This is a genomic window from Streptomyces sp. NPDC051105 (genome assembly GCF_040682795.1).
Taxonomy (GTDB): Bacteria; Actinomycetota; Actinomycetes; order Streptomycetales; family Streptomycetaceae; genus Streptomyces.
This window is the reverse complement of the sequence record NZ_JBFBBR010000011.1, coordinates 105,986-127,609: the sequence shown is the minus strand read 5'-3', so window position 1 is coordinate 127,609 and position 21,624 is coordinate 105,986. Positions and strand designations below refer to the sequence as shown.

The 21,624-nt window shown below is 72.3% G+C and carries 20 protein-coding genes and 1 tRNA gene; 20 read left to right on the top strand and 1 reads right to left on the bottom strand.

What is annotated here, in order from left to right:
- The first annotated feature begins 17 nt into the window (after window positions 1-17).
- From AB0N16_RS26720 to AB0N16_RS26630, 19 genes are all read left to right on the top strand, one after another.
- Window positions 18-593, top strand: a complete 576-nt coding sequence (locus tag AB0N16_RS26720) for a flavin reductase family protein (protein WP_365800840.1) — start codon at window positions 18-20, stop codon at window positions 591-593.
- Between the two features lies 1 nt (window position 594).
- Window positions 595-2,364 carry a biotin carboxylase N-terminal domain-containing protein gene (locus AB0N16_RS26715; protein WP_365800838.1) on the top strand — a complete coding sequence of 590 codons (1,770 nt, stop codon included), beginning with the start codon at window positions 595-597 and terminating at the stop codon, window positions 2,362-2,364.
- 40 nt (window positions 2,365-2,404) lie between these two features.
- A complete protein-coding gene (locus tag AB0N16_RS26710; RefSeq protein ID WP_365800836.1) occupies window positions 2,405-3,352 on the top strand; it encodes a hypothetical protein in 948 nt (315 codons plus the stop codon).
- Between the two features lie 65 nt (window positions 3,353-3,417).
- A complete protein-coding gene (locus AB0N16_RS26705) occupies window positions 3,418-4,884 on the top strand; it encodes an FAD-dependent monooxygenase (protein WP_351735168.1) in 1,467 nt (488 codons plus the stop codon).
- Window positions 4,885-5,036: 152 nt separating this feature from the next.
- On the top strand, window positions 5,037-5,366 hold the full coding sequence (locus tag AB0N16_RS26700; protein WP_217549284.1) for a TcmI family type II polyketide cyclase: 330 nt from the start codon (window positions 5,037-5,039) through the stop codon (window positions 5,364-5,366).
- Window positions 5,363-6,637 (top strand): beta-ketoacyl-[acyl-carrier-protein] synthase family protein, encoded by a 1,275-nt coding sequence (locus AB0N16_RS26695; RefSeq protein WP_365800833.1) that lies wholly within the window; start codon window positions 5,363-5,365, stop codon window positions 6,635-6,637. The genes AB0N16_RS26700 and AB0N16_RS26695 overlap by 4 nt, the downstream gene beginning before the upstream one ends.
- Window positions 6,634-7,842 carry a ketosynthase chain-length factor gene (locus AB0N16_RS26690; protein ID WP_365800831.1) on the top strand — a complete coding sequence of 403 codons (1,209 nt, stop codon included), beginning with the start codon at window positions 6,634-6,636 and terminating at the stop codon, window positions 7,840-7,842. Before AB0N16_RS26695 ends, AB0N16_RS26690 begins: the two co-directional genes overlap by 4 nt.
- 341 nt (window positions 7,843-8,183) lie before the next feature.
- Entirely contained in the window at window positions 8,184-8,459 is a 276-nt protein-coding gene (locus AB0N16_RS26685) for an acyl carrier protein (RefSeq protein WP_351735174.1), read from the top strand.
- 112 nt (window positions 8,460-8,571) lie between these two features.
- Entirely contained in the window at window positions 8,572-9,357 is a 786-nt protein-coding gene (gene fabG, locus AB0N16_RS26680; protein ID WP_365800829.1) for a 3-oxoacyl-ACP reductase FabG, read from the top strand.
- A gap of 29 nt (window positions 9,358-9,386) precedes the next feature.
- Complete coding sequence (locus AB0N16_RS26675) at window positions 9,387-10,325, top strand: aromatase/cyclase (RefSeq protein WP_365800827.1); 939 nt, start codon at window positions 9,387-9,389, stop codon at window positions 10,323-10,325.
- 3 nt (window positions 10,326-10,328) lie between these two features.
- Window positions 10,329-12,593, top strand: coding sequence for an SDR family oxidoreductase (locus AB0N16_RS26670; protein WP_365800825.1), 2,265 nt, complete (start codon window positions 10,329-10,331; stop codon window positions 12,591-12,593).
- A 4-nt stretch (window positions 12,594-12,597) separates the two neighbouring features.
- Window positions 12,598-14,136, top strand: coding sequence for an MFS transporter (locus AB0N16_RS26665; RefSeq protein ID WP_365800823.1), 1,539 nt, complete (start codon window positions 12,598-12,600; stop codon window positions 14,134-14,136).
- Between the two features lie 2 nt (window positions 14,137-14,138).
- Window positions 14,139-14,594, top strand: a complete 456-nt coding sequence (locus tag AB0N16_RS26660) for an acyl carrier protein (RefSeq protein WP_351735184.1) — start codon at window positions 14,139-14,141, stop codon at window positions 14,592-14,594.
- Between the two features lie 8 nt (window positions 14,595-14,602).
- Entirely contained in the window at window positions 14,603-15,448 is an 846-nt protein-coding gene (locus AB0N16_RS26655) for a 4'-phosphopantetheinyl transferase superfamily protein (RefSeq protein ID WP_365800821.1), read from the top strand.
- Window positions 15,449-15,551: 103 nt separating this feature from the next.
- The gene (locus AB0N16_RS26650) at window positions 15,552-17,063 is read left to right on the top strand and encodes an acyl-CoA carboxylase subunit beta (RefSeq protein WP_365801185.1); all 1,512 of its coding nucleotides are present in this window, start codon (window positions 15,552-15,554) and stop codon (window positions 17,061-17,063) included.
- Window positions 17,060-17,404 carry an acyl-CoA carboxylase subunit epsilon gene (locus AB0N16_RS26645; RefSeq protein WP_365800819.1) on the top strand — a complete coding sequence of 115 codons (345 nt, stop codon included), beginning with the start codon at window positions 17,060-17,062 and terminating at the stop codon, window positions 17,402-17,404. The genes AB0N16_RS26650 and AB0N16_RS26645 overlap by 4 nt, the downstream gene beginning before the upstream one ends.
- Before the next feature lie 36 nt (window positions 17,405-17,440).
- The gene (locus AB0N16_RS26640) at window positions 17,441-18,016 is read left to right on the top strand and encodes a nuclear transport factor 2 family protein (protein ID WP_365800817.1); all 576 of its coding nucleotides are present in this window, start codon (window positions 17,441-17,443) and stop codon (window positions 18,014-18,016) included.
- A gap of 4 nt (window positions 18,017-18,020) precedes the next feature.
- Window positions 18,021-18,329, top strand: coding sequence for an acyl carrier protein (locus AB0N16_RS26635; RefSeq protein WP_351735192.1), 309 nt, complete (start codon window positions 18,021-18,023; stop codon window positions 18,327-18,329).
- A 159-nt stretch (window positions 18,330-18,488) separates the two neighbouring features.
- Window positions 18,489-19,178 (top strand): GAF and ANTAR domain-containing protein, encoded by a 690-nt coding sequence (locus AB0N16_RS26630; RefSeq protein WP_365800815.1) that lies wholly within the window; start codon window positions 18,489-18,491, stop codon window positions 19,176-19,178.
- A 174-nt stretch (window positions 19,179-19,352) separates the two neighbouring features.
- Here the strand turns inward: AB0N16_RS26630 and AB0N16_RS26625 are convergent.
- Window positions 19,353-19,425, bottom strand: a tRNA-Arg gene (locus AB0N16_RS26625).
- A 320-nt stretch (window positions 19,426-19,745) separates the two neighbouring features.
- Between AB0N16_RS26625 and AB0N16_RS26620 the strand changes: the two genes are divergently transcribed.
- Window positions 19,746-21,353, top strand: a complete 1,608-nt coding sequence (locus AB0N16_RS26620) for a dynamin family protein (RefSeq protein ID WP_365800813.1) — start codon at window positions 19,746-19,748, stop codon at window positions 21,351-21,353.
- Window positions 21,354-21,624 lie beyond the last annotated feature (271 nt).

Below are 21,624 nucleotides of genomic sequence, written 5' to 3'. Positions count from 1 at the left end.
CCCAGAAAGGGATGCGCATGTCCGCAGCAGCACGGTCGCTGACCCGCGCCCAGGAGACCCGGACCGCCGAGCAGACCCCGCCGGTCGAGCCGACGAGTCTGCGCCGCGTGTGCGGCCTGTTCACGACCGGCGTCACGGTCATCACCACCGGCCCCGACGGCGACGCGGACGGCACCACCGTCAACTCGTTCACGTCCGTCTCGCTGGAACCGCCGCTGGTGCTGTTCTGTCTGCACCAGCAGTCCCGGCTGCACACGCTCCTGGAGCAGAGCGGCGGATTCACCGTCAACTTCCTCTCGGGGCGGCAGCAGCCGCTGGCCCGGCACTTCGCCGGGCGCCGGTCCACCGCCTTCGAGGGGGTCCCGCACCACTTCACCGAGGACGGGCTGCCCGTGCTCAGCGAGGCCCTCGCCTACCTGACCTGCACCACGGTCGACATCCACGCGGCCGGCGACCACGACATCGTCATCGGCGAGGTGGTGGACCTGGGCGTGCCCGAGCACGGCCAGGAGCCGCTGGTCTTCTTCGACGGCTCGCTGGGCCCGCTGCGGTCGGGCGCGGACCGCTTCCACCACACCGAGCAGGCGTCCTGACATGCGCCGGGTGCTCATCGCCAACCGTGGCGAGATAGCCGTGCGTGTCGCCCGGGCCTGCCGGGACGCCGGGATCGCGAGCGTCGCCGTCTACGCGGACCCTGACCGGGACGCCCTGCACGTCCGGGTCGCCGACGCGGCCTACGCCCTGGGCGGTGACACCCCGGCCACCAGCTACCTGGACATCGACAAGGTCCTGCGGGCCGCCCGGGAGACCGGCGCGGACGCCGTCCACCCCGGCTACGGCTTCCTCTCCGAGAACGCGGAGTTCGCCCAGGCCGTCCTGGACGCGGGCCTGACCTGGATCGGTCCGCCGCCGCAGGCCATCCGCGACCTCGGCGACAAGGTGGCCGCCCGGCACATCGCCCAGCGCGCCGGCGCCCCGCTGGTCGCCGGCACGCCGGACCCGGTGGGCGGCGCCGACGAGGTCGTGGCCTTCGCGGCGGAACACGGGCTGCCGATCGCGATCAAGGCCGCGTTCGGCGGCGGCGGACGCGGGCTGAAGGTTGCCCGGACGCTGGAGGAGGTGCCGGAACTCTATGAGTCGGCGGTGCGTGAGGCGGTGGCCGCCTTCGGCCGCGGGGAGTGCTTCGTGGAGCGCTACCTGGACCGGCCACGGCACGTGGAGACGCAGTGCCTCGCGGACCGGTACGGCCACGTGGTCGTCGTATCGACGCGTGACTGCTCGTTGCAGCGTCGGCACCAGAAGCTGGTGGAGGAGGCTCCGGCGCCGTTCCTGACGGCGGAGCAGACGGCCGAGCTGTACCGCGCATCCAAGGCGATCCTGCGGGAGGCCGGGTATGTCGGCGCGGGGACCTGTGAGTTCCTGGTCGGCCAGGACGGCACGGTCTCCTTCCTGGAGGTCAACACCCGCCTCCAGGTCGAGCACCCGGTGACCGAGGAGGTCGCCGGCATCGACCTGGTCCGCGAGATGTTCCGGATCGCCGACGGCGCGGAACTCGGCTACGACGACCCCGAACTGCGCGGTCATTCCTTCGAGTTCCGGATCAACGGCGAGGACCCGGGCCGCGGGTTCCTGCCCGCCCCGGGCACGGTCACCCGCTTCGACCCGCCGACGGGGCCGGGCGTGCGGCTGGACGCGGGCGTGGAGTCGGGCAGCGTGATCGGTCCCGCCTGGGACTCGCTGCTGGCCAAGCTGATCGTGACCGGCCGGACCCGCGAGGAGGCCCTTCAGCGGGCCGCCCGCGCCCTGGACGAGTTCCGGGTCGAGGGCATGGCCACGGCCATCCCCTTCCACCGGGCCGTGGTCAGGGACCCGGCGTTCGCCCCGCAGGAAGGGCCCTTCACCGTCCACACCCGGTGGATCGAGACCGAGTTCGTCAACGGGATCGAGCCCTTCGCCGCACCTGCCCCCGACGCCGGGACGGCCGAGAGCGGGCGCGAGACCGTGGTCGTCGAGGTCGGCGGACACCGGCTGGAGGTCTCGCTGCCGGCGGTGCTCGGACGGGTCCCGGACCGGATGTCGAGCCTCGCCGGGGCGGCCGCGCCGCGGGCCCGCCGCCGTACCGCGGGCGGCTCCGCGCCGGCCGCGTCCGGGGACACGCTCACCTCGCCGATGCAGGGCACCGTGGTCAAGGTCGCCGTCGCCGACGGGCAGACCGTCGAGAAGGGCGACCTGGTCGTCGTCATCGAGGCCATGAAGATGGAGCAGCCGCTCACCGCGCACCGCTCCGGCACCGTGACCGGGATCGCCGCCGAGGTGGGACAGGCCCTCGCCGCCGGCGCGGCCGTGTGCGACATCAAGGACTGAGACACCGACCGAACACCGACTTGATCGAGGACTGGTCGACTTGGCACACCTCACCTACACCGACGCCATGAACGGAGCACTGGAGCGGCTGAGCTCCGTGGGGTACGAGCACGGGCGCAGCTTCGTCAACCACGCCCCGATGGCCGCCGAGGCCCTGGCCCACATGGGATACGCCGACGAGGTGCCCGGCTGGGTGGAAGGGCATCTGCGCAGCCACACCTTCCACGACGTGCCCGACCGGCGGTTCACCATCGACCCGGCGGACGAGGCCGACTGGCGGCGGGCACTCGGTGACTTCGGCCGGGTCGCCGACTGGACGGCCCTGTTCGAACGGGAGCTGGCCGAGGGAGAGTGGACCGACGTACTGGCCCGCTGGTGGCCCCGGCTGCTGCCCGGCATGTCCGGGGTGCTCACGCACGGGGTGATCCGCACCGCGCACGCGGTCCGTGCCGTGGTGACCGCGGGCCCCGACCAGCGGATGCAACTGGCCGAACTGGCCCAGGGGCTCGGCTACTGGGCGGCCCGTCACTCCGAGGGCGGAGTCGTCGTCGAGGAGCGCCCGGGCGAGGACGGCGACGGTGATGCCGCAGCGGCCCTGGACGAACTCGTCGCGGAGTTCTCCGGCATCTACGCCACGCTCTCCCCCGGCCATCCGATTCCGCTGATCCACTCGGTCACCGGGCCCGCCGCCGTACGACTGGTGGTGGAGCACCTCCCGGAGGCGCAGCGGTGGCCGTCGTACCAGGTCGCGCGGGCCGTCAGCCGCACCATGCTCGACTGGTTCCACGCCGTGCCCCGGCCCTCGGCCCCGCTGCCGGACGCCCCCGACGTGGCCGGCCTCTTCGCCGAGGCCGTGGGGATCGGCGACGAGCACGCCATCAAGCTCGCCGAAGTGGCCGTACGGCACGAGGCATGGGCGCCCGACCCGCGGCACGCGGCGGCCGCGCAGGTGGCGAACCGGGCCATCGGACGCCTCCTGCACCGCTGACAGATCGTCTTCGACGGTCCCGCAGACCGGACCGTACGGACCGTTACCCGTTCCCGAGGAGTGTCATGGACGCACAAGTCATCGTCGTGGGCGCCGGGCCGGCCGGCATGATGCTCGCGGGCGAGCTACGGCTCGCGGGCGCCGACGTCATCGTTCTGGAGAAGCTGCCCGCGCGCACCGGAGAGTCGCGCGGCCTCGGCTTCACCGCCCGCACCATGGAGGTCTTCGACCAGCGCGGACTGCTGCCCCGCTTCGGGGACATCGAGGTCAGCAACGTGGGCCACTTCGGTGGCCTGCCGGTCGACTTCGGTGTCCTCGACGGCGCCCACCAGGCTGCCAAAACGATCCCTCAGTCGGTCACCGAGACCGTCCTGGAGGAGTGGGCCGGCCGGCTCGGCGCGGACATCCGGCGTCGGCACGAGGTGCTGTCCGTCAAGGAGAAGGAGGACAGCGTCGAGGTCGAGGTGCGCGGCCCCGAGGGCGTGCACCGGCTGCGCGCCGAGTACCTGGTGGGCTGCGACGGCGGCCGCTCGACCATCCGCAAGGCCGCCGGGTTCGACTTCCCGGGCACGCCGTCGACGCTGGAGATGTACCTCGCCGACGTGCGCGGTATCGAGCTGGAGCCCCGGATGATCGGGGAGACCCTGCCCGGCGGGATGGTCATGGTCGGGCCGCTGCCCGGCGGCATCACCCGGCTGATCATCTGCGAGCGCGGCACCCCGCCGCAGCGCCGTGAGAAGCCGCCCACCTGGGCGGAGGCCGCGGCGGCCTGGCAGCGGCTGACCGGCGACGACATCTCGCACGCCGAGGCGGTGTGGGTGTCCTCCTTCGGCGACGGCACGCGCCTGGTCACCGAGTACCGGCGCGGCCGGATCCTGCTCGCCGGGGACTCCGCGCACATCCATCTGCCGGCCGGCGGCCAGGGCATGAACACGAGCATCCAGGACGCCGTGAACCTGGGCTGGAAGCTGGGCGCGGTGGTGCGCGGCCGGGCACCCGAGGCGCTGCTCGACACGTACCACGACGAACGGCACCCGGTCGGGCAGCGGCTGATGATGAACACCCGGGCGCAGGGCCTGCTGTTCCTGTCCGGGCCCGAGGTGCAGCCGCTGCGCGACGTGCTGAACGAGCTGATCCGCTATCCCGAGGTCAGCAAGCACCTGGCGGCGATGGTCTCCGGGCTCGAGATCCACTACGACCTCGACGGGGGCGCGGGCGCGCTGCTGGGCCGACGGCTGCCGAACGTGCCGCTCGCGGGCCACAAGAGGGTGGCCTCCAGCACGGAGGCGCTGCGCGCCGGGCGGGGCGTCCTGCTCGACCTCGCCGACAACGCGCGGCTGCGGGAGCGGGCCTGGGCGTGGCGGGACCGGGTGGACGTGGTGACGGCGGTGGCGGAGGTGCCGGCCGACAGCCCGCTCGCGGGGACCACGGCCGTGCTGGTGCGGCCCGACGGGTATGTGGCCTGGGCCGCGCCGGGTAGCCACGCGGATCTGCCGATGGCTCTTGAGCGGTGGTTCGGGCCTGCGCGGTGAGGCAGTGCCGCCGAGTGCGCTGCCGAGAGTGCCGCTTTGCATCGTGTCGCGGCTGCCCCGCCGTTGTGGCTGGTCGCGCAGTTCCCCGCGCCCCTTCGGGCGCTGCCCCCTGCGGGGCGCCAATTGGCGGCCCCCCTTTGAGGAGAATCCCCATGCACAGCACCCTGATCGTCGCTCGTATGGAGCCGGCTCACAGTCAGGAAGTCGCCCGGTTGTTCAAGGAGTTCGACGAGACCGAGATGCCGCACCTCATGGGCACCCGGCGGCGTGAGCTGTTCGCCTACCGCGGGCTGTACTTCCACCTCCAGCACTTCGACACCGACAACGGCGGTGAGCTGATCGAGTCGGCCAAGACCGACCCGCGGTTCGTGCGGATCAGCGAGGACCTCAAGCCGTTCATCCAGGCGTACGACCCCGCCACCTGGCGGTCTCCCGCCGACGCGGTCGCCACGCGCTTCTACGACTGGGAGGGCCGGGCGTGAACGCCAGGCGAGTGGTCATCACCGGGGTCGGGGTCATCGCCCCCGGTGGTGTCGGCACGAAGAACTTCTGGAACCTGCTCAGCGAGGGCCGCACCGCGACCCGCGGCATCACCTTCTTCGACCCGTCCTCCTTCCGGTCCCGGGTCGCCGCCGAGGTCGACTTCGACCCGGAGGAGCACGGGCTGAGCCCGCAGGAGATACGCCGGATGGACCGGGCGGCGCAGCTGGCCGTCGTCAGCGCCCGCGAGGCGCTCGCCGACAGCGGGCTCGACCTGTCCGGCGCCGACCCGCACCGGGTCGGGGTCACCATCGGCAGCGCGGTCGGCGCGACCATGGGCCTCGACCAGGAGTACCGGGTGGTCAGCGACGGCGGCCGGCTCGAACTGGTCGACCACACCTACGCCGTCCCGCACCTCTACAACTACCTGGTGCCCAGCTCCTTCGCCGCCGAGGTGGCCTGGTCGGTGGGTGCCGAGGGCGCGGCCACCGTCGTGTCCACCGGCTGCACCTCGGGTCTCGACTCCGTCGGGCACGCCGTCGAGCTGATCCGGGAGGGTTCCGCCTGCGCGATGATCGCCGGCGCCACCGACGCCCCGATCTCCCCGATCACCCTCGCCTGCTTCGACGCCATCAAGGCCACCACCCCGCGCAACGACGACCCCGAGCACGCCTCCCGCCCCTTCGACGGCACCCGCAACGGGTTCGTGCTGGGCGAGGGGTCGGCCGTCTTCGTCCTGGAGGAGCTGGAGGCGGCGCGCAGCCGCGGCGCGCACATCTACGCCGAGATCGCCGGGTACGCCTCGCGCTGCAACGCCTTCCACATGACCGGACTGCGCCCGGACGGCGCCGAGATGGCCGAGGCGATCTCGGTCGCGCTGGGCGAGGCCCGGCTCAACCCCGAGGCCATCGACTACATCAACGCGCACGGCTCCGGCACCAAGCAGAACGACCGGCACGAGACCGCCGCGTTCAAGAAGAGCCTCGGCGACCACGCGTACCGGACCCCGGTGTCCTCCATCAAGTCGATGGTCGGGCACTCGCTCGGCGCGATCGGCTCCATCGAGATCGCCGCGTCCGTCCTCGCCATGGAGCACCACGTCGTGCCCCCGACGGCGAACCTGCACACCCCCGACCCCGAGTGCGACCTGGACTACGTGCCGCTCACCGCCCGCGAGCACCGCACCGACGCGGTGCTCACCGTGGGCAGCGGGTTCGGCGGCTTCCAGAGCGCGATGGTGCTCGCCCGACCGGAGAGGAGCACGGCAGCATGAGCACGCGCACGGTTGTGACCGGGCTCGGCATCGCCGCGCCCAACGGCCTCGGTACCGCCGACTACTGGGCGGCGGCCCGCGCCGGCAAGAGCGGGATCGCCCGGATCACCCGGTTCGACCCGTCCGGGTACCCGGCGAAACTGGCGGGGGAGGTCCCCGGGTTCAGCGCCGGCGAGCACCTGCCGAGCCGGCTGCTCGCCCAGACCGACCACATGACCCGGCTCGCGCTCGTCGCGACGGACTGGGCGCTGGCCGACGCGGACGTCAGCCCGGCCGACCTGCCCGCCTACGACATGGGCGTGGTAACCGCCAGCTCCTCCGGCGGCTTCGAGTTCGGCCAGGGCGAGCTGCAGAAGCTGTGGAGCCAGGGCAGCCAGTTCGTCTCGGCATACCAGTCGTTCGCCTGGTTCTACGCCGTCAACAGCGGCCAGATCTCCATCCGCAACGGGATGAAGGGGCCGAGCGGGGTCGTCGTGTCGGACCAGGCGGGCGGGCTCGAGGCACTGGCCCACGCCCGCCGGCAGATCCGGAAGGGGACGCGGCTCATCGTCTCCGGGGCGATCGACGCGTCCATCTGCCCGTGGGGGTGGGTGGCACAGCTGGCCAGCGAGCGGCTGTCCACGTCGGAGGAGCCCGAGCGGTCGTACCTGCCGTTCGACCCGGCGGCGGCCGGGCACGTGGCCGGCGAGGGCGGGGCGATCCTGATCCTGGAGGCCGAGGAGACGGCCGCGCGGCGGGACGCCCGGGTGTACGGGGAGATCGCCGGGTACGGCACGACGTTCGATCCGGCGCCGGGCAGCGAGCGGCCGCCGGGGCTGCGCAAGGCCATCGAACTGGCCCTCGCCGACGCGGGCGTGGACGCGGCCGACGTGGACGTCGTGTTCGCCGACGCGGCGGCCGTGCCGGAGCTGGACCGGGTGGAGGCGGACGCGTTGAACGACGTGTTCGGGCCGCACGGGGTGCCGGTGACCGCGCCGAAGACGATGACCGGGCGGCTGTACTCGGGGGCGGCGCCGCTGGACGTGGCGACGGCGCTCCTCGCCATCAGGGACGGGTTCGTGCCGGCGACGGTGCATGTCTCGCCGGAGGCGAGTTACGACCTCGACCTGGTGGTGGGGGAGCCACGGCTGACCGAGGTACGGACGGCGCTGGTGCTGGCGCGGGGCTACGCCGGGTTCAACTCGGCGATGGTCGTCCGGGCGTGATCCGCCCACGACCGTAGGGGCTGTGCGGTGGCGCGGCCGCGGGCGCGTGGGGGTTGCTCGCGCGGTTCCCCGCGCCCCTTACGGGGCGCTGCCCAGCCGGCTCCTCTTCAGCCGACGGCACCCTGCGAGCGCCGGTAAGCATCCCCCCAGCCCACGCCCTCAAGACACACCCGCCCTTCCGGCCCACCACTCTCTCCCACGCCGGGCCGGAAGGGCGGGTGTTCCTCCTAGAGCCGATCCGTAGAGCCGATCCGTAGAGCCGATCCGTAGAGCCGATCCGTAGAGCCGATCCGTAGAGCCGATTCGTAGAAACGATTCGTAGAACCGAAAGGAAGATCACCGTGGCCACCCAGTCCTTCACCCTCGACGACCTCAAGCGGATCCTGCTGGAGGCCGCCGGTGCCGATGAGAGCGTCGATCTCGACGGGAACATCCTCGACACCGACTTCGAGGAGCTCAGCTACGAGTCGCTCGCCATCCTGGAGACCTGCGGACGCATCGAGCGGGAGTACGACATCACGCTCGACGACACCGTGGTGACCGAGGCGAAGACCCCCCGCGAGCTGCTCGCCCTCGTCAACACGCAGCTCGGTGACGTCACCGCCACGGCGGCCTGACCGACCTCTCTCCGTCCCCCTCCGGCCGCCGGCGCCCGCCCCCGTTCGTTCCGGGCGCCGGCGGCATCCCCATGCCCGAAAGACCTGAACGCCCTGAAAGGGAGCGGCAGACATGTCCGAACAGCAGCAGAAGGTCGCCCTGGTCTCCGGGGCCACCAGCGGAATCGGCCTCGCCTCGGCGCGGCTGCTGGCCCAGCAGGGTCACCGCGTCTTCATCGGCTCCCGCGACGCCGCGAACGTGGAGCGGACCGTCAAGGAACTGCGCGCGGAGGGACTGGAGGTCGACGGGACCACCCTCGACGTCCGGTCCGCGCTGTCCATCACGAACTTCGTCCAGGCGGCCGTCGACCGCTACGGCACCGTCGACGTCCTGGTCAACAACGCCGGCCGGTCCGGCGGCGGAGTGACCGCCGACATCGACGACGAGCTCTGGTACGACGTCGTCGAGACCAACCTCAACAGCGTCTTCCGCCTCACCCGCGCCGCCCTCACCACCGGCGGCATGCGGGACAAGAGCCGGGGGCGGATCATCAACATCGCCTCGACGGCGGGCAAGCAGGGCGTGGTGCTGGGGGCGCCGTACTCCGCCTCCAAGCACGGGGTGGTGGGCTTCACCAAGGCCCTGGGCAACGAGCTGGCCCCCACCGGCATCACCGTCAACGCCGTCTGCCCGGGATACGTCGAGACCCCCATGGCCCAGCGCGTCCGCGCCGGCTACGCGTCCGCCTACGCCACCACCGAAGACGTCATCCTCGACAAGTTCCAGGCGAAGATCCCGCTCGGCCGCTACTCCACCCCCGAGGAGGTCGCCGGACTGGTCGGCTACCTCGCCTCCGACACCGCCGCCTCCATCACCGCCCAGGCCCTCAACGTCTGCGGCGGCCTCGGCAACTTCTGAAAACCCCGGCACCCTCTAGGAGTTCACCCATGTCCGAGTCCAAGGAAGTCGAGCACGAGATCACCGTCTCGGCGCCGGCCGCCGAGGTCTACCGGCTGATCGCCGACGTGGCCAACTGGCCGCGGATCTTCCCGCCGACCATCTACGTCGACCACCTGGAGCGCTCCGGCCACGAGGAGCTCATCGGGATCTGGGCCACCGCCAACGGCGAGGCCAAGAACTGGACTTCGCGCCGGGTGCTGGACCCCGACGGTCTGCGGATCACCTTCCGGCAGACCGTCTCCACCCCGCCCGTAGCGAGCATGGGCGGCACCTGGATCATCGAGCCGCTCGACGACACCACCGCCCGGATCCGGCTGCTGCACGACTACACCGCCGTCGACGACGACCCGGCCGGGCTCGCCTGGATCGACGAGGCGGTGGACCGCAACTCCCGCTCCGAGCTGGCCGCGCTGAAGACGAACGTCGAACTCGCCACCGCGTCCGAGGAGCTGACGTTCTCCTTCGAGGACACCGTCGAGGTCGACGGTTCCGCCAAGGACCTCTACGACTTCGTCAACGAGGCCGACCGCTGGTCCGAGCGGCTGCCGCACGTGGCGACCGTCCGCCTCACCGAGGACACCCCGGGTCTGCAGACCCTGGAGATGGACACCCGCGCCAAGGACGGCTCCACGCACACCACCAAGTCGTACCGGGTCTGCCTGGACGGCCGGAAGATCGCCTACAAGCAGACCACCCTGCCGGCCCTGATGAACCTGCACACCGGCTACTGGACCTTCCGCGAGACCGACGCGGGCACCTTCGCCTCCTCGCAGCACACCGTCGTGCTGCGCCCCGAGAACATCGAGAAGATCCTCGGTCCGGACGCGGGTGTCGCCGAGGCCCGCAGTTACGTCCAGGGCGCGCTCAGCACCAACAGCCGCGCCACCCTGAACCACGCCAAGGCGTACGCCGAAGCGAGGCGCTGACCCATGGCCGGTGCCGACGCTGTCGAGACGCACGTCGTGGTGGTCGGCGCCGGACCCGTCGGGCTGATGCTCGCCGGGGAACTGCGCCTCGGCGGCGCCGAAGTGACCGTACTGGAACGGCTGGACGCCCCGACGACCGAGTCGCGGGCGTCCACCCTGCACGCCCGCACCATGGAGCTGCTCCGGCAGCGCGGCCTGCTCGACGGCCCCGGCGGCTTCGGCGACCCCGAGCCGCCGCCCCACGAACCCCGCGGCCACTTCGGCGGCCTCCCGCTGGACCTGACCCTGCCCAGCAGCCACCCCGGACAGTGGAAGGTCCCGCAGACCCGCACCGAGGAACTCCTCGGTGCCTGGGCGGAGCGGCTCGGCGCGCGGGTGCTGCGCGGCCACGACGTCGTCGCCCTGCGACAGGACCGCGACCGGGTGGTCGTCGTCGCCGAACAGGGCGGCCGACGGCGGGAGTACACCGCGGGATACGTCGTCGGCTGCGACGGCGAGCACTCCGTCGTACGACGGCTCGCCGGCATCCCCTTCCCCGGCAACGACGCCGAACGGGAGCTGATCCGCGCCGACGTCGACGGCATCGACATCCCGAACCGGCGGTTCCAGCGGCTGCCGAACGGGCTCGCCATCGCCGCCCGGCGCGGCGACGGCGTCACCCGGGTGATGGTCCACCGGTTCGGCACCCCGCCCCGCGGCTCGGGTGACGCGGAGTTCGCCGACATCGCGACCGCCTGGCGGGACGTCACCGGCGAGGACATCGCCCACGGCACCCCGCTGTGGGTCAACTCCTTCGGCGACGCCTCCCGGCAGGCCGAGCACTACCGTGCGGGCCGGGTACTGCTCGCCGGCGACGCGGCCCACCAGCAGATGCCGATCGGCGGCCAGGCCCTCAACCTCGGCCTCCAGGACGCCGTCAACCTGGGCTGGAAGCTCGCGGCCACCGTTCTCGGCCGGGCCCCGGCGGGACTGCTGGACACCTACCACGACGAACGGCACGCGGTCGGGCGCCGGGTGCTCTCCAACATCCGCGCCCAGGCCCGGCTGCTGCTCGGCGGACCCGAGGTGGACCCGGTGCGCTCGGTCGTCGGCGAACTCACCTCCTACGAAAAGGTCCGCGCGCACCTCGCCGGGATGATCAGCGGGCTCGACGTGCGGTACGGCGACGAGCTCACCGGGCTCGTCGGTGCACGGCTGCCCGAGCTGCGCCTCGACTCGGGGGCGACCACCGCCGAACTGCTGCACTCGGCACGCGGGTTGCTGCTCGTGACGGACGAGTCGCTGGCCGGGGCGGCCGGCGACTGGTCGGCCTCCGTCGACACGGTCACCGCCCGGCCCCTGGACACCGGCCCGCTCTCCTTCGGGGCCGTGCTCGTACGACCCGACGGTTACGTCGCCTGGGCCGGCGGCTCGGCGGACGGGCTGCGCGAGGCCCTCGGCCGCTGGTTCGCGCCCACCGCGCGTGCCGCCGCCCGATCACCACAACTGACTGGCAGGAGAAGGAAGATGGGCAACCTGACCGGAAAGACCGCCCTTGTCACCGGCGCCAGCCGGGGCATGGGCCGGGCCACCGCCGAGCGGCTCGCCGCCGACGGCGCGCTGGTCGCCGTGCACTACGGCACCAGCGAGGAGGCCGCCGCCGAGGTGGTCGCCGGGATCGAGAAGGACGGCGGCCGGGCGTTCGCGGTACGCGCCGAACTCGGCACCCCCGGCGACGTCCACGAGCTGTTCCTCGCCCTGGAGGCGGGGCTGAAGGAGCGCACCGGCGAGACCGAGCTGAACATCCTGGTCAACAACGCCGGTGTGATGGGCGGGGTCAAGGCCGAGGACACCACCCCGGAGCAGTTCGACCGGATCTTCGCGGTCAACGCCCGGGCGCCGTTCTTCGTCATCCAGCGCGCCCTGGTCAACATGCCCGACGGCGGCCGGATCGTGAACATCTCCTCGGGGCTGACCCGGTTCGCCAACCCGGACGAGATCGCGTACGCCATGAGCAAGGGCGCGGTGGAGCAACTCGCCCTGCACTACGCCAAGCTGCTCGGCCCGCGCGGCATCACCGTGAACAGTGTCGCCCCCGGCATCACCCGCAACGGCAACCCGGTGTTCGGCATCCCCGAGGCCGTCGAGGCCATGTCGGCGCTGTCCACCTTCAACCGCGTCGGCGAACCGCAGGACGTCGCCGACGTCATCGCCTTCCTCGTCTCCGACGACGCCCGCTGGGTCACCGGCTCCTTCGTCGACGCGAGCGGCGGCACGCTCCTCGGGTGACGCGGTGACCAGGACCCTTCCGTCACCGGTCGCCGCCGGCCCGGACGAGCGGTTCGGCCCCCGGCTGTGGGGCCTGCTGCTCGTCCTCGCCGGCAACATGCTCATTGACGCGCTGGAGGTGTCCGTGGCGGTGGTGGCGCTGCCCGCCATCGGCACGGACCTGGGAGCGGGGCCGACCGTCACCCAGTGGGCGATGACCGGCTTCGCCGCCGGCTTCGGCGGCCTGCTCCTCTTCGGCGCCCGCGTGGTGACCCTCCTCGGCCGCCGCCGCGTCTACCTGGCGGCACTTCTCGCCTTCGCCGCAGCGTCCGTACTCAGCGCCCTCGCCCAGGACCCGTGGCTGCTCCTCACCACCCGCCTGGTCAAGGGCTTCTGCGCGGCCCTCACAGCCCCCACCGGCCTCGCGATCATCACCAGCACGTTCCCGGAGGGCCGCCCCCGATCCCGGGCGGTCTCGGTCTACACCCTCTTCGGCGCAGGCGGCTTCACAGCAGGCCTGATCCTCTCCGGCTGGCTGACGGAAGCGTCCTGGCGCTGGGCGTTCGCCTTTCCGGCGCCGGTGGTGCTGGTGCTGTTCGCCTTGGGGCTGCGCTTGATACCAGGGGAGGCATCAGGCGCCCAAAAGGGGCGCGGGGCTGTATTGGATATGCGGCTACCGCCGCGTGGGCGCGACCAGCCCCCACGGCGCCGCACCATGACCACGACGGCACACCGTTACGACATCCCCGGCGCCCTCACCCTCCTGGCAACCCTCCTCGCCCTCGTCCAGGGCATCACGCAAATCCCCGGCCACCGCTGGAGCGACCCGAGAGCCGTCGGGCCGCTCTGCGCGGCCGCACTGCTGCTGGTGGCGTTCTGGCAGATCGAGCACAGATCGGCCGACCCCCTGCTCAGACTCGGACCCTCGCTGCGCAGCAACCCCGCGTTGCTCCGCTCCGCCGCCGGCGCGGCCTGTCTCAACGGCTCCTACCTGGGCCTCCTGTTCGTCCTGACGTACCAGACCCAGACCCTCGCCGACTGGTCCCCCCTCCGCGCCGCCCTCGCCCTCACCCCGGCCGCCGCACCCCCGGCGCTCACCGCGCTCGCCTCCGGCCGCCTGGTCGCCAGGTTCGGCGCCCCCCGCCTCATCGTGGCCGGCGCCGCCTGCGCCTTCGCGGGCTATCTGCTCCAACTACGCCCGGATCCATGGCCGTTGGACTACCCGGGCCGGATGCTGCCCACGCTCCTGCTGGTCGGTACCGGCTTCGTGCTGTCCTTCGCCGCGCTGAACATGCAGGCGATGTCCCGCCTCGCGCCCGCCGACCGGCTCACCGGCAGCGGCCTGTACCAGACGGCCGTACAGCTCGCCGCGGTCGTCACGGTCGCGCTGGTCGCCGCCCTGCTCGCCGCATACGCACCCGCGACCGCCCCGGGCCCGGCCGCCGCGGCCGCCGCCTGCCGGCCCGCGCTGACCCTGGTCGCCGTGCTCGGTTTCCTGGGCCTGCTCGTCGGCCTCACCGGCCTGATCCGTACCCCACCCTCCTCACTCCACGACGGGGAATGACCATGGACCAGACAACGCAGACCTGGGTCTTCGACGACCTGGAGGACGAACTCGACGACCTGGACTACGAGTTCGAGCGCGACCAGATCGTCGAGGTGGTCCCGCCCAGCCTCGCGCACCTCGCCTCCGTCGGCCTCACCGAGCGCACCCGGATCATCGACGCGTACGTGCGCGGCGAACTCGCCCGGGTGCTGCGGGTGTCACCCGAGAACATCGACACCGTGGGCCGCCCGATGAACAGCCTGGGCATCGGGTCCATCAACGGCCTGGAGCTCCAGCGGCGGATGGAGGCCGCACTGCGCGTCGACGTCAACCTCAACCGGCTGCTGCGCGCCAACAGCGCCGCCGAGCTGGTCGAGTGCCTGGCCGGACAGCTCGGCCCGGAGGACAGCCCGCACAAGCACGCCGGGAAGGGCGAGCACCACCTCGTCGCGCACGACGTGCCGAGCCCGAGGTGATCGGGCAGATGCCGGTCCTGGAGTTCGGCGCGGCCGCCCTCGCGGCCGGGCCCCGGCTGCCGGCGGCCGGGCAGCTGGACGTCTGGATGGTCCGCCGGGCGCCGCTGGAGACCGCGGCCGAACTGCTCGACCTGACCGAGCTGAGCGAGGCGGAGCGCAGGCGGACCGCGTCCTTCGTCCGGCCCACGGACGGGGTGACGTACGCCTCCGCGCATGTCGCCCTGCGCCGGCTCCTCGGGGCCTACCTGGGGCTGGCCCCGCAGGACGTGCCGTTCGTGCGGGAGCCCTGCCCGGGCTGCGCCGAACCGCACGGCCGCCCGGCGGTAGCCCACCCCGACCCGCCGCTGCACTTCTCGCTGGCGCACAGCCACGGCATGGCCGTGATCGCCCTCTCCCGTACGGTCGTCGGCGCCGACGTGGAGCGGCTGCCGCGGGCCGAGACCGTCGAGGTGTGCACCCCGGCGCTGCACCCGGGGGAGCAGGCGGAGCTGGCGGCGCTCGACGACGCCGGGGAACGGCGCGCGACCTTCGGGCGGCTGTGGACCCGCAAGGAGGCCTATCTCAAGGCGCTGGGCACCGGTCTGTCCCGCGACCCCGGCCACGACTACCTGGGTGCCGACCCGCACCGCAGGCCGGCCGGCTGGACGCTGCTCGACCTGCCGTCGGGGCCCCGGCACAACGCGGCCGTCGCGGTGCGCGGCGGGGCGCCGGAGCAGGTCACCGTGCGCTGGGTGCCGCCGGTCGCGCTGTACGCGGGACAGACGGTCGACCTGGACGCCGACGGCACCGTGGGCGTGCCCGTGCACCGGGGCGCCGAAGGCACGACCACCGCAGTATCCGACTGGGGAGCGTGACCCACCAATGTCACTCGAACAGAAAACCGGCCGCCCGAGCCTGCACGACCGTGAACATCGCGGCCAGTGGAGCGCCGCCGAGCGGATCGAGGAGCTCGGCCTGATGAAGGAGGCCGCCCGGCACGGCGACCCGCTCGCCACCGAGCGCCAGCACGCCAAGGGCAAGCTCACCGCGTACGAACGTATCGAACTCCTGCTCGACGAGGGGTCGTTCAACGAGGTCGAGATGCTCCGCCGGCACCGGGCCACCGGGTTCGGCCTGGAGAAGAAGCGGCCGTACACCGACGGTGTGATCACCGGCTGGGGCACGGTCCACGGCCGTACCGTCTTCGTCTACGCGCACGACTTCCGCATCTTCGGCGGCGCCCTCGGCGAGGCCCATGCCCAGAAGATCCACAAGATCATGGACATGGCCGTCGCGGCGGGGGCCCCGCTGGTGTCCCTCAACGACGGAGCCGGCGCCCGGATCCAGGAGGGCGTCTCGGCCCTCGCCGGCTACGGCGGCATCTTCCAGCGCAACACCCGCGCCTCCGGGGTGATCCCGCAGATCAGCGTGATGCTCGGCCCGTGCGCGGGCGGCGCGGCCTACTCGCCGGCCCTGACCGACTTCGTCTTCATGGTCCGGGACATCTCCCAGATGTTCATCACCGGGCCGGACGTGGTCAAGGCGGTGACGGGCGAGGAGATCACCCAGAACGACCTCGGCGGCGCCGACGTCCACGCCACCGCCTCCGGCGTGGCCCACTTCGCCTACGACGACGTACGCAGCTGCATGGAGGACGTACGGCACCTGCTGTCGCTGCTGCCGTCCAACAACCGCGACCTGCCGCCCCGGATGCCGACCGAGGACCCCGCCGACCGGCGCACCGACCACCTCCTCGAACTGGTCCCGGAGGACCCCGGCCGGGTCTACGACATCCGGTCCGTCATCGAGGAGATCGTCGACGACGGCGACTACTTCGAGATCCAGCCCGGCTGGGCGACCAACGTGGTGTGCGCGCTGTCCCGGCTGGACGGCGAGGTCGTCGGCATCGTCGCCAGCCAGCCCGCCTCCTTCGCCGGCGTCCTGGACATCGACGCCAGCGAGAAGGCCGCGCGGTTCGTGCAGTTCTGCGACGCCTTCAACATCCCGCTGGTCACCCTGATCGACGTACCGGGCTTCCTGCCGGGCGTCGCCCAGGAGCACAACGGCATCATCCGGCGCGGCGCCAAGCTGCTCTACGCCTACTGCAACGCCACCGTGCCGCGCATCTCCCTGGTGCTGCGCAAGGCCTACGGCGGCGCGTACATCGTCATGGACTCCCGCTCCATCGGCACCGACCTGGCGCTGGCCTGGCCGTCCAACGAGATCGCCGTGATGGGCGCCGAGGGCGCGGCGAACGTCATCTTCCGCCGGGAGATCGCGGCGGCGGACGACCCCGAGTCCATGCGCGCCCAGAAGATCAAGGAGTACCAGGCGGAGCTGATGCACCCCTACTACGCGGCCGAACGCGGTCTGATCGACGACGTCATCGACCCGCGGGCGACCCGTGGCACCCTGATCCGCGCCCTCGCGATGCTGCGCGGCAAACAGGCCGACCTGCCGTGCCGCAAGCACGGCAACCCGCCGCAGTGAGCGCGGCGCGACCCGCTGCGGTGAGTGCGGCGACGGGCACAGGCGGCACAGGCAGCGTCGCAGGCAGCACAGGCAGCACAGGCAGCACAGGCAGCGCAGGCAGCGCAGACGGCACGGTCGGCACGGACGGCGCCCTGGTCATCAAGGTCGTCAGGGGTGCGGCGAGCCCCGCCGAGCTGGCCGCGCTGACCACCGTCCTGCTCGCCCGTGCGGCCGCCCTGGCCGCGGCGGACCCGTGCCCGCTGGAGTCCCGCCCGGTGGCCGGCTGGCGCCGCCCGGAACGCCTCGCGGCGCACCGCGACCCCCGCGGCTGGCGTCTCGCGGGCAGCCCAGCAGCCTGACCGGCCCTCCTCACCCGAATTGGAGCCACGGATCCCATGACGTCCCCGTCCCTCGACCGCGCCGGCACGGTCCTCGAACTGCGTGCCGAACTCGACGCCCTGCGCGCCGAGTTCGCCGCACTCGCGGACCGCGCGGCCGTCGCCGAACTGATCGACCGCTACATCACCCTGCTCGACACCCAGGACGAACACGGCTTCGATCCCGCCTGGCCGGCCACGGTCTTCACCCCGGACTGCCGGCTGGAGTTCCCGGTCGGCACGGTCGAGGGCCGCGACCAGGCCGCAGCCTTCCACTACGACCGCAAGTCCCGCTTCGCCCGCACCCACCACCTGGCCGCCAACTACGGCATCCGGGTCGACGGGGACACCGCCCGGATCCGTATCCACCTCGTCGCGTCCCATGTGCACCACGACGACGGTCCGGACCCGGACGGCCGCTTCGACATCGGCGGCCACAGCGAGGGCGAGGCGGTCCGCACCCCGGACGGCTGGCGGCTCAGCCGCTGGCGCTTCCACCTGACGTGGTCCGACGGGGCCGGTCCGCGCCCCGGCCCCGACCCCCGCGCACTGCGCAGTTCCCAGCCACGCCCACGCCCCACGAAAGGACGATGAGACCGTGCCCGCCACCCCGACCACCACGCTCGACCTGGGCGCTCTGCGCGAGACTCCCGGCGACGACCGCCGGCGCGCGTTCGAGACGTTCCTCTGCCGGAATCTGGCCCAGCACCTGGACATCCCTCCGGCCCACCGCATCGCCCGCAACCGCCCCCTCTACACCCAGGGCATCGACTCCCTCACGGCCCTGACCCTCCAGCGCACCCTGGAGTCGGCCCTGAACATCCCGGTGCCCGCCCACCACCTCCTGCGCGAACAGTCGGTGGGCGAACTGGCCGCGACACTGAGCGACTTGGTCGACCGGACCTGAGCCTCCCAGTCTCCTGTGCCGTTGGGTGCGAGATGCCCGCATCTCGCACCCAACGGCACAGGAGACTGCTGACAACGATGTCAAGACCCGGATACCTCCGGGCGGGAACCCGCCCCGTGGCATGCTGAGAGCCGGACGGCCCGAAAGGCGGCGGACACGATGGACTGGGCCCGGTTCGCACAGAAGCTGGCGTCGATGGCGCGGGACCTGCTGGCACAGGAGTCGGTCGACGCCACCCTGGCCCGGATCACCGGCTCGGCCACGGAGCTGGTGGAGGGCTGCGACGCGGCCGGCATCCTGGTGCTGCGCGGCAAGGAAGTGCGGACACTCGCCCCCACGGAGCAGCTGGTCGTGGACAGCGACCGGCTCCAGGAGCGGCTGGGCGAGGGCCCATGCTTCGACGTGGCCCACGCCGAGAACGGGGAGCGGGTGTTCCGCATCCGGGACGTCACCCGCGAGCAGTCCCGCTGGCCGGAATTCGCCCCCCAGGCCCACCGGCTGGGCGTGGGCAGCATGATGGGCTTCCTGCTGTACACCGAGGGCGAGGAACTCGGCGCGCTGAACATCTACTCCCGCCGGCCTGGCGCCTTCACCGAGGCCAGTGAACTCGCCGGCTGGCTGCTGGCCTCCCACGCGGCGGTCGCCTTCTCCAGCGCCCGCACCCAGGCCCAGCTGGAGCAGGCCGTCGCCACCCGTCACCTGATCGGCGAGGCCATGGGCATCCTGATGGGTGGCCACCGCCTCACCGAGGACCAGGCCTTCGACGTACTGCGCCGCTACTCGCAGGAGAACAACATCAAGCTCCGCGAGGTCGCCCGCCGGGTCTGCGAACAGGGCTCGCTGTCCTGACCGACAGTGTGGGCGGGCGGCTGTTGCGGGAAGCCGGCGTACGACGTCGACAACAAGCCCTTTCTCGGCGGCCCGCGGTGCCCGCGCCCGTGATCGGCGAAACTCTGCCCGAACGGCCCCGAAGGCGCGTCTGACCTGCGGTTTCCCGGGGATCAAGGATGGCTGCGGAGTGGGCGCCCCCGGCAGGACTCGAACCTGCGGCCAAGCGCTTAGAAGGCGCCTGCTCTATCCACTGAGCTACGGGGGCCGGATGTGCTGGCCTCGTACGTCCTGCCCTTGTCGGGCCGGTCCGTGACGTTGCCGGGGACAAGGATAGAACTCCCCGGTCCTCGTCCCGGTTGCTTCGCCTCCGTGGCTCAATGTGGAGGTTCGGTGAAGCGGTCCTGATAATCGCAGGCAGGTACGAATAGTGCATCGCTTTTGGCGCCTGACGCACCGGGTGTTGTGCACTCGTTATGCCTGGACTGTGCCTCCGTCCCAGTCGTCCCTTCCGCCCGTTGTGTTCTGTCGGCGCGCAGACATGTCTATATGCTTCAGAATTCCCCTAAAATTGGGCATTCTTCGCATGTGGTGACCTTGGACGTACGGCCTCAGCTGCTCGACACACTCTCCGCTCTGCGCGACCGTGTCGCCGCCGCACGCTTTCCGTTGCCCCTGGCCGGGGCGGCACGCGCGCGTGCCAATCGCGACGAACTGCTCGCCCAACTCGACGACTATCTGGTGCCCCGGCTCAAAGAGCCGGAAGCGCCGCTTCTGGCCGTCGTGGGCGGATCGACCGGTGCCGGCAAGTCGACCCTCGTCAACTCTCTGGTGGGCCGCCGGGTCAGTGAGGCGGGCGTGCTGCGGCCGACCACCCGCACGCCGGTCCTGGTCTGTCATCCGGAAGACCATCACTGGTTCAGCGGCATGCGCGTGCTACCCGACCTCACGCGCGTGTGGGTACCGAACCAGGAACCCGGCGACGACTCCTTCCTCCCCGGCGAGAAACCCGAGCGCGTGCTGCGCGTCGAGACCGTCGACAGCCTCCCGCGCGGACTCGCCCTCCTCGACGCCCCCGACATCGACTCCCTGGTCGTCGACAACCGCGTTCTCGCCGCCGAACTCATCTGCGCCGCCGACATCTGGGTGATGGTCACGACGGCCGCGCGCTACGCCGACGCCGTCCCCTGGCATCTGCTGCGCACCGCCAAGGAGTACGACGCCACCCTGGTGACCGTCCTCGACCGGGTCCCGCACACGGTGGTCTCCGAGGTCTCCCGGCAGTACGGCGCCCTCCTCACCAAGGCCGGGCTCGGCGAGGTGCCCCGGTTCACGGTGCCCGAGCTGCCCGAGTCCGCGTGGGGAGGCGGGCTGCTCCCGGCCACCGCCGTCGCCCCGCTGCGCGCCTGGCTCCTGCAACAGGCCCAGGACCCCGGCGCCCGCCAGCACACCCTGGCCCGCACCGCCCACGGCGTCCTCGACTCCCTCAAGGCCCGGATGCCCGAGCTGGCCGCCGCCGCCGCCGCGCAGTACGCCGCGGCCCTGCGCCTGACCTCCGCCGTGGAGGCGGCCTACGACAGCGAGCACGCGCGCGTGCGTGGCCGGCTCCAGAACGGCGCCGTGCTCGCCGGTGACGCCCTCAAGCGCTGGCGCGCCTTCCCCGTCGACTGCGCCCCCGACGAGCTCCTGGACGCCCTGGTGGAGAGCCTCGCGGCACTGCTGCTGTGCGCCGTGACCGCCGCCGACGAACGCGTCGACGACTCCTGGCGCCGCGAACCCGCCTCCGCGGCCCCCGGGCTCACCGGCCGCGACCCCTCCGTGGAGAGCGCCGAGCACCGCATCGGCATCGCCGTCCGGCGCTGGCGGCGCGAGCTGGAGGAGTACGCCGACGACGAGGTGCGCGAACTCGACCGCAGTGTCGCGCCGGACTCCGAGGCGGTCGCCGCCCTGGTGGCCACCGCGCTGCTGGGCGGGCGCCGCACCCGGGTGGCGGGGGAGCGGCTCGCCGAACGCATCGGCGCCCATGGCGCGCTGCGGCTGCGCGACCGCGCGGGACGGCTGCTCGGCGAGCACGTGGACCGCGTCATGCACACCGAACGCGAACGCCGCCTCGCCCCGCTGGACGCCCTGGACGTCCACCCCGAACCCCAGGCCGAACTCATCGCCGCCCTGTCCGTCCTCCAGAAGGAGAGGTGACCGGTGACCGCCGTCACTGACCACGACCACACGGATCACATGGAACGCATGGATCACACCGGTGACTACACAGGTGAGTACACGAGTGAGTACACGAGTGACTGCACCAGTGACTGCACCGGTGACCTCGAAAGCGGCCTGACCGCGGCGGACTCCGCACCGGACGCCGGGCGTGAGCCGGGGCGGGAGCCGAGACGAGAGCCGGGACGAGAGCCGGGGCGAGAGCCGGGGCGGGGGCCCGGACGTGAGCCCGTGCCGGACCGCGTGCCGG

Excerpts from the sequence above, each read along its gene's own strand:
- AB0N16_RS26720 (WP_365800840.1), top strand. The coding sequence starts at position 18 with ATGTCCGCAGCAGCACGGTCGCTGACCCGCGCCCAGGAGACCCGGACC.
- AB0N16_RS26715 (WP_365800838.1), top strand. The coding sequence starts at position 595 with ATGCGCCGGGTGCTCATCGCCAACCGTGGCGAGATAGCCGTGCGTGTC.
- AB0N16_RS26705 (WP_351735168.1), top strand. The coding sequence starts at position 3,418 with ATGGACGCACAAGTCATCGTCGTGGGCGCCGGGCCGGCCGGCATGATG.
- AB0N16_RS26700 (WP_217549284.1), top strand. The coding sequence starts at position 5,037 with ATGCACAGCACCCTGATCGTCGCTCGTATGGAGCCGGCTCACAGTCAG.
- AB0N16_RS26690 (WP_365800831.1), top strand. The coding sequence starts at position 6,634 with ATGAGCACGCGCACGGTTGTGACCGGGCTCGGCATCGCCGCGCCCAAC.
- fabG (WP_365800829.1), top strand. The coding sequence starts at position 8,572 with ATGTCCGAACAGCAGCAGAAGGTCGCCCTGGTCTCCGGGGCCACCAGC.
- AB0N16_RS26675 (WP_365800827.1), top strand. The coding sequence starts at position 9,387 with ATGTCCGAGTCCAAGGAAGTCGAGCACGAGATCACCGTCTCGGCGCCG.
- AB0N16_RS26670 (WP_365800825.1), top strand. The coding sequence starts at position 10,329 with ATGGCCGGTGCCGACGCTGTCGAGACGCACGTCGTGGTGGTCGGCGCC.
- AB0N16_RS26660 (WP_351735184.1), top strand. The coding sequence starts at position 14,139 with ATGGACCAGACAACGCAGACCTGGGTCTTCGACGACCTGGAGGACGAA.
- AB0N16_RS26655 (WP_365800821.1), top strand. The coding sequence starts at position 14,603 with ATGCCGGTCCTGGAGTTCGGCGCGGCCGCCCTCGCGGCCGGGCCCCGG.
- AB0N16_RS26650 (WP_365801185.1), top strand. The coding sequence starts at position 15,552 with ATGAAGGAGGCCGCCCGGCACGGCGACCCGCTCGCCACCGAGCGCCAG.
- AB0N16_RS26640 (WP_365800817.1), top strand. The coding sequence starts at position 17,441 with ATGACGTCCCCGTCCCTCGACCGCGCCGGCACGGTCCTCGAACTGCGT.
- AB0N16_RS26630 (WP_365800815.1), top strand. The coding sequence starts at position 18,489 with ATGGACTGGGCCCGGTTCGCACAGAAGCTGGCGTCGATGGCGCGGGAC.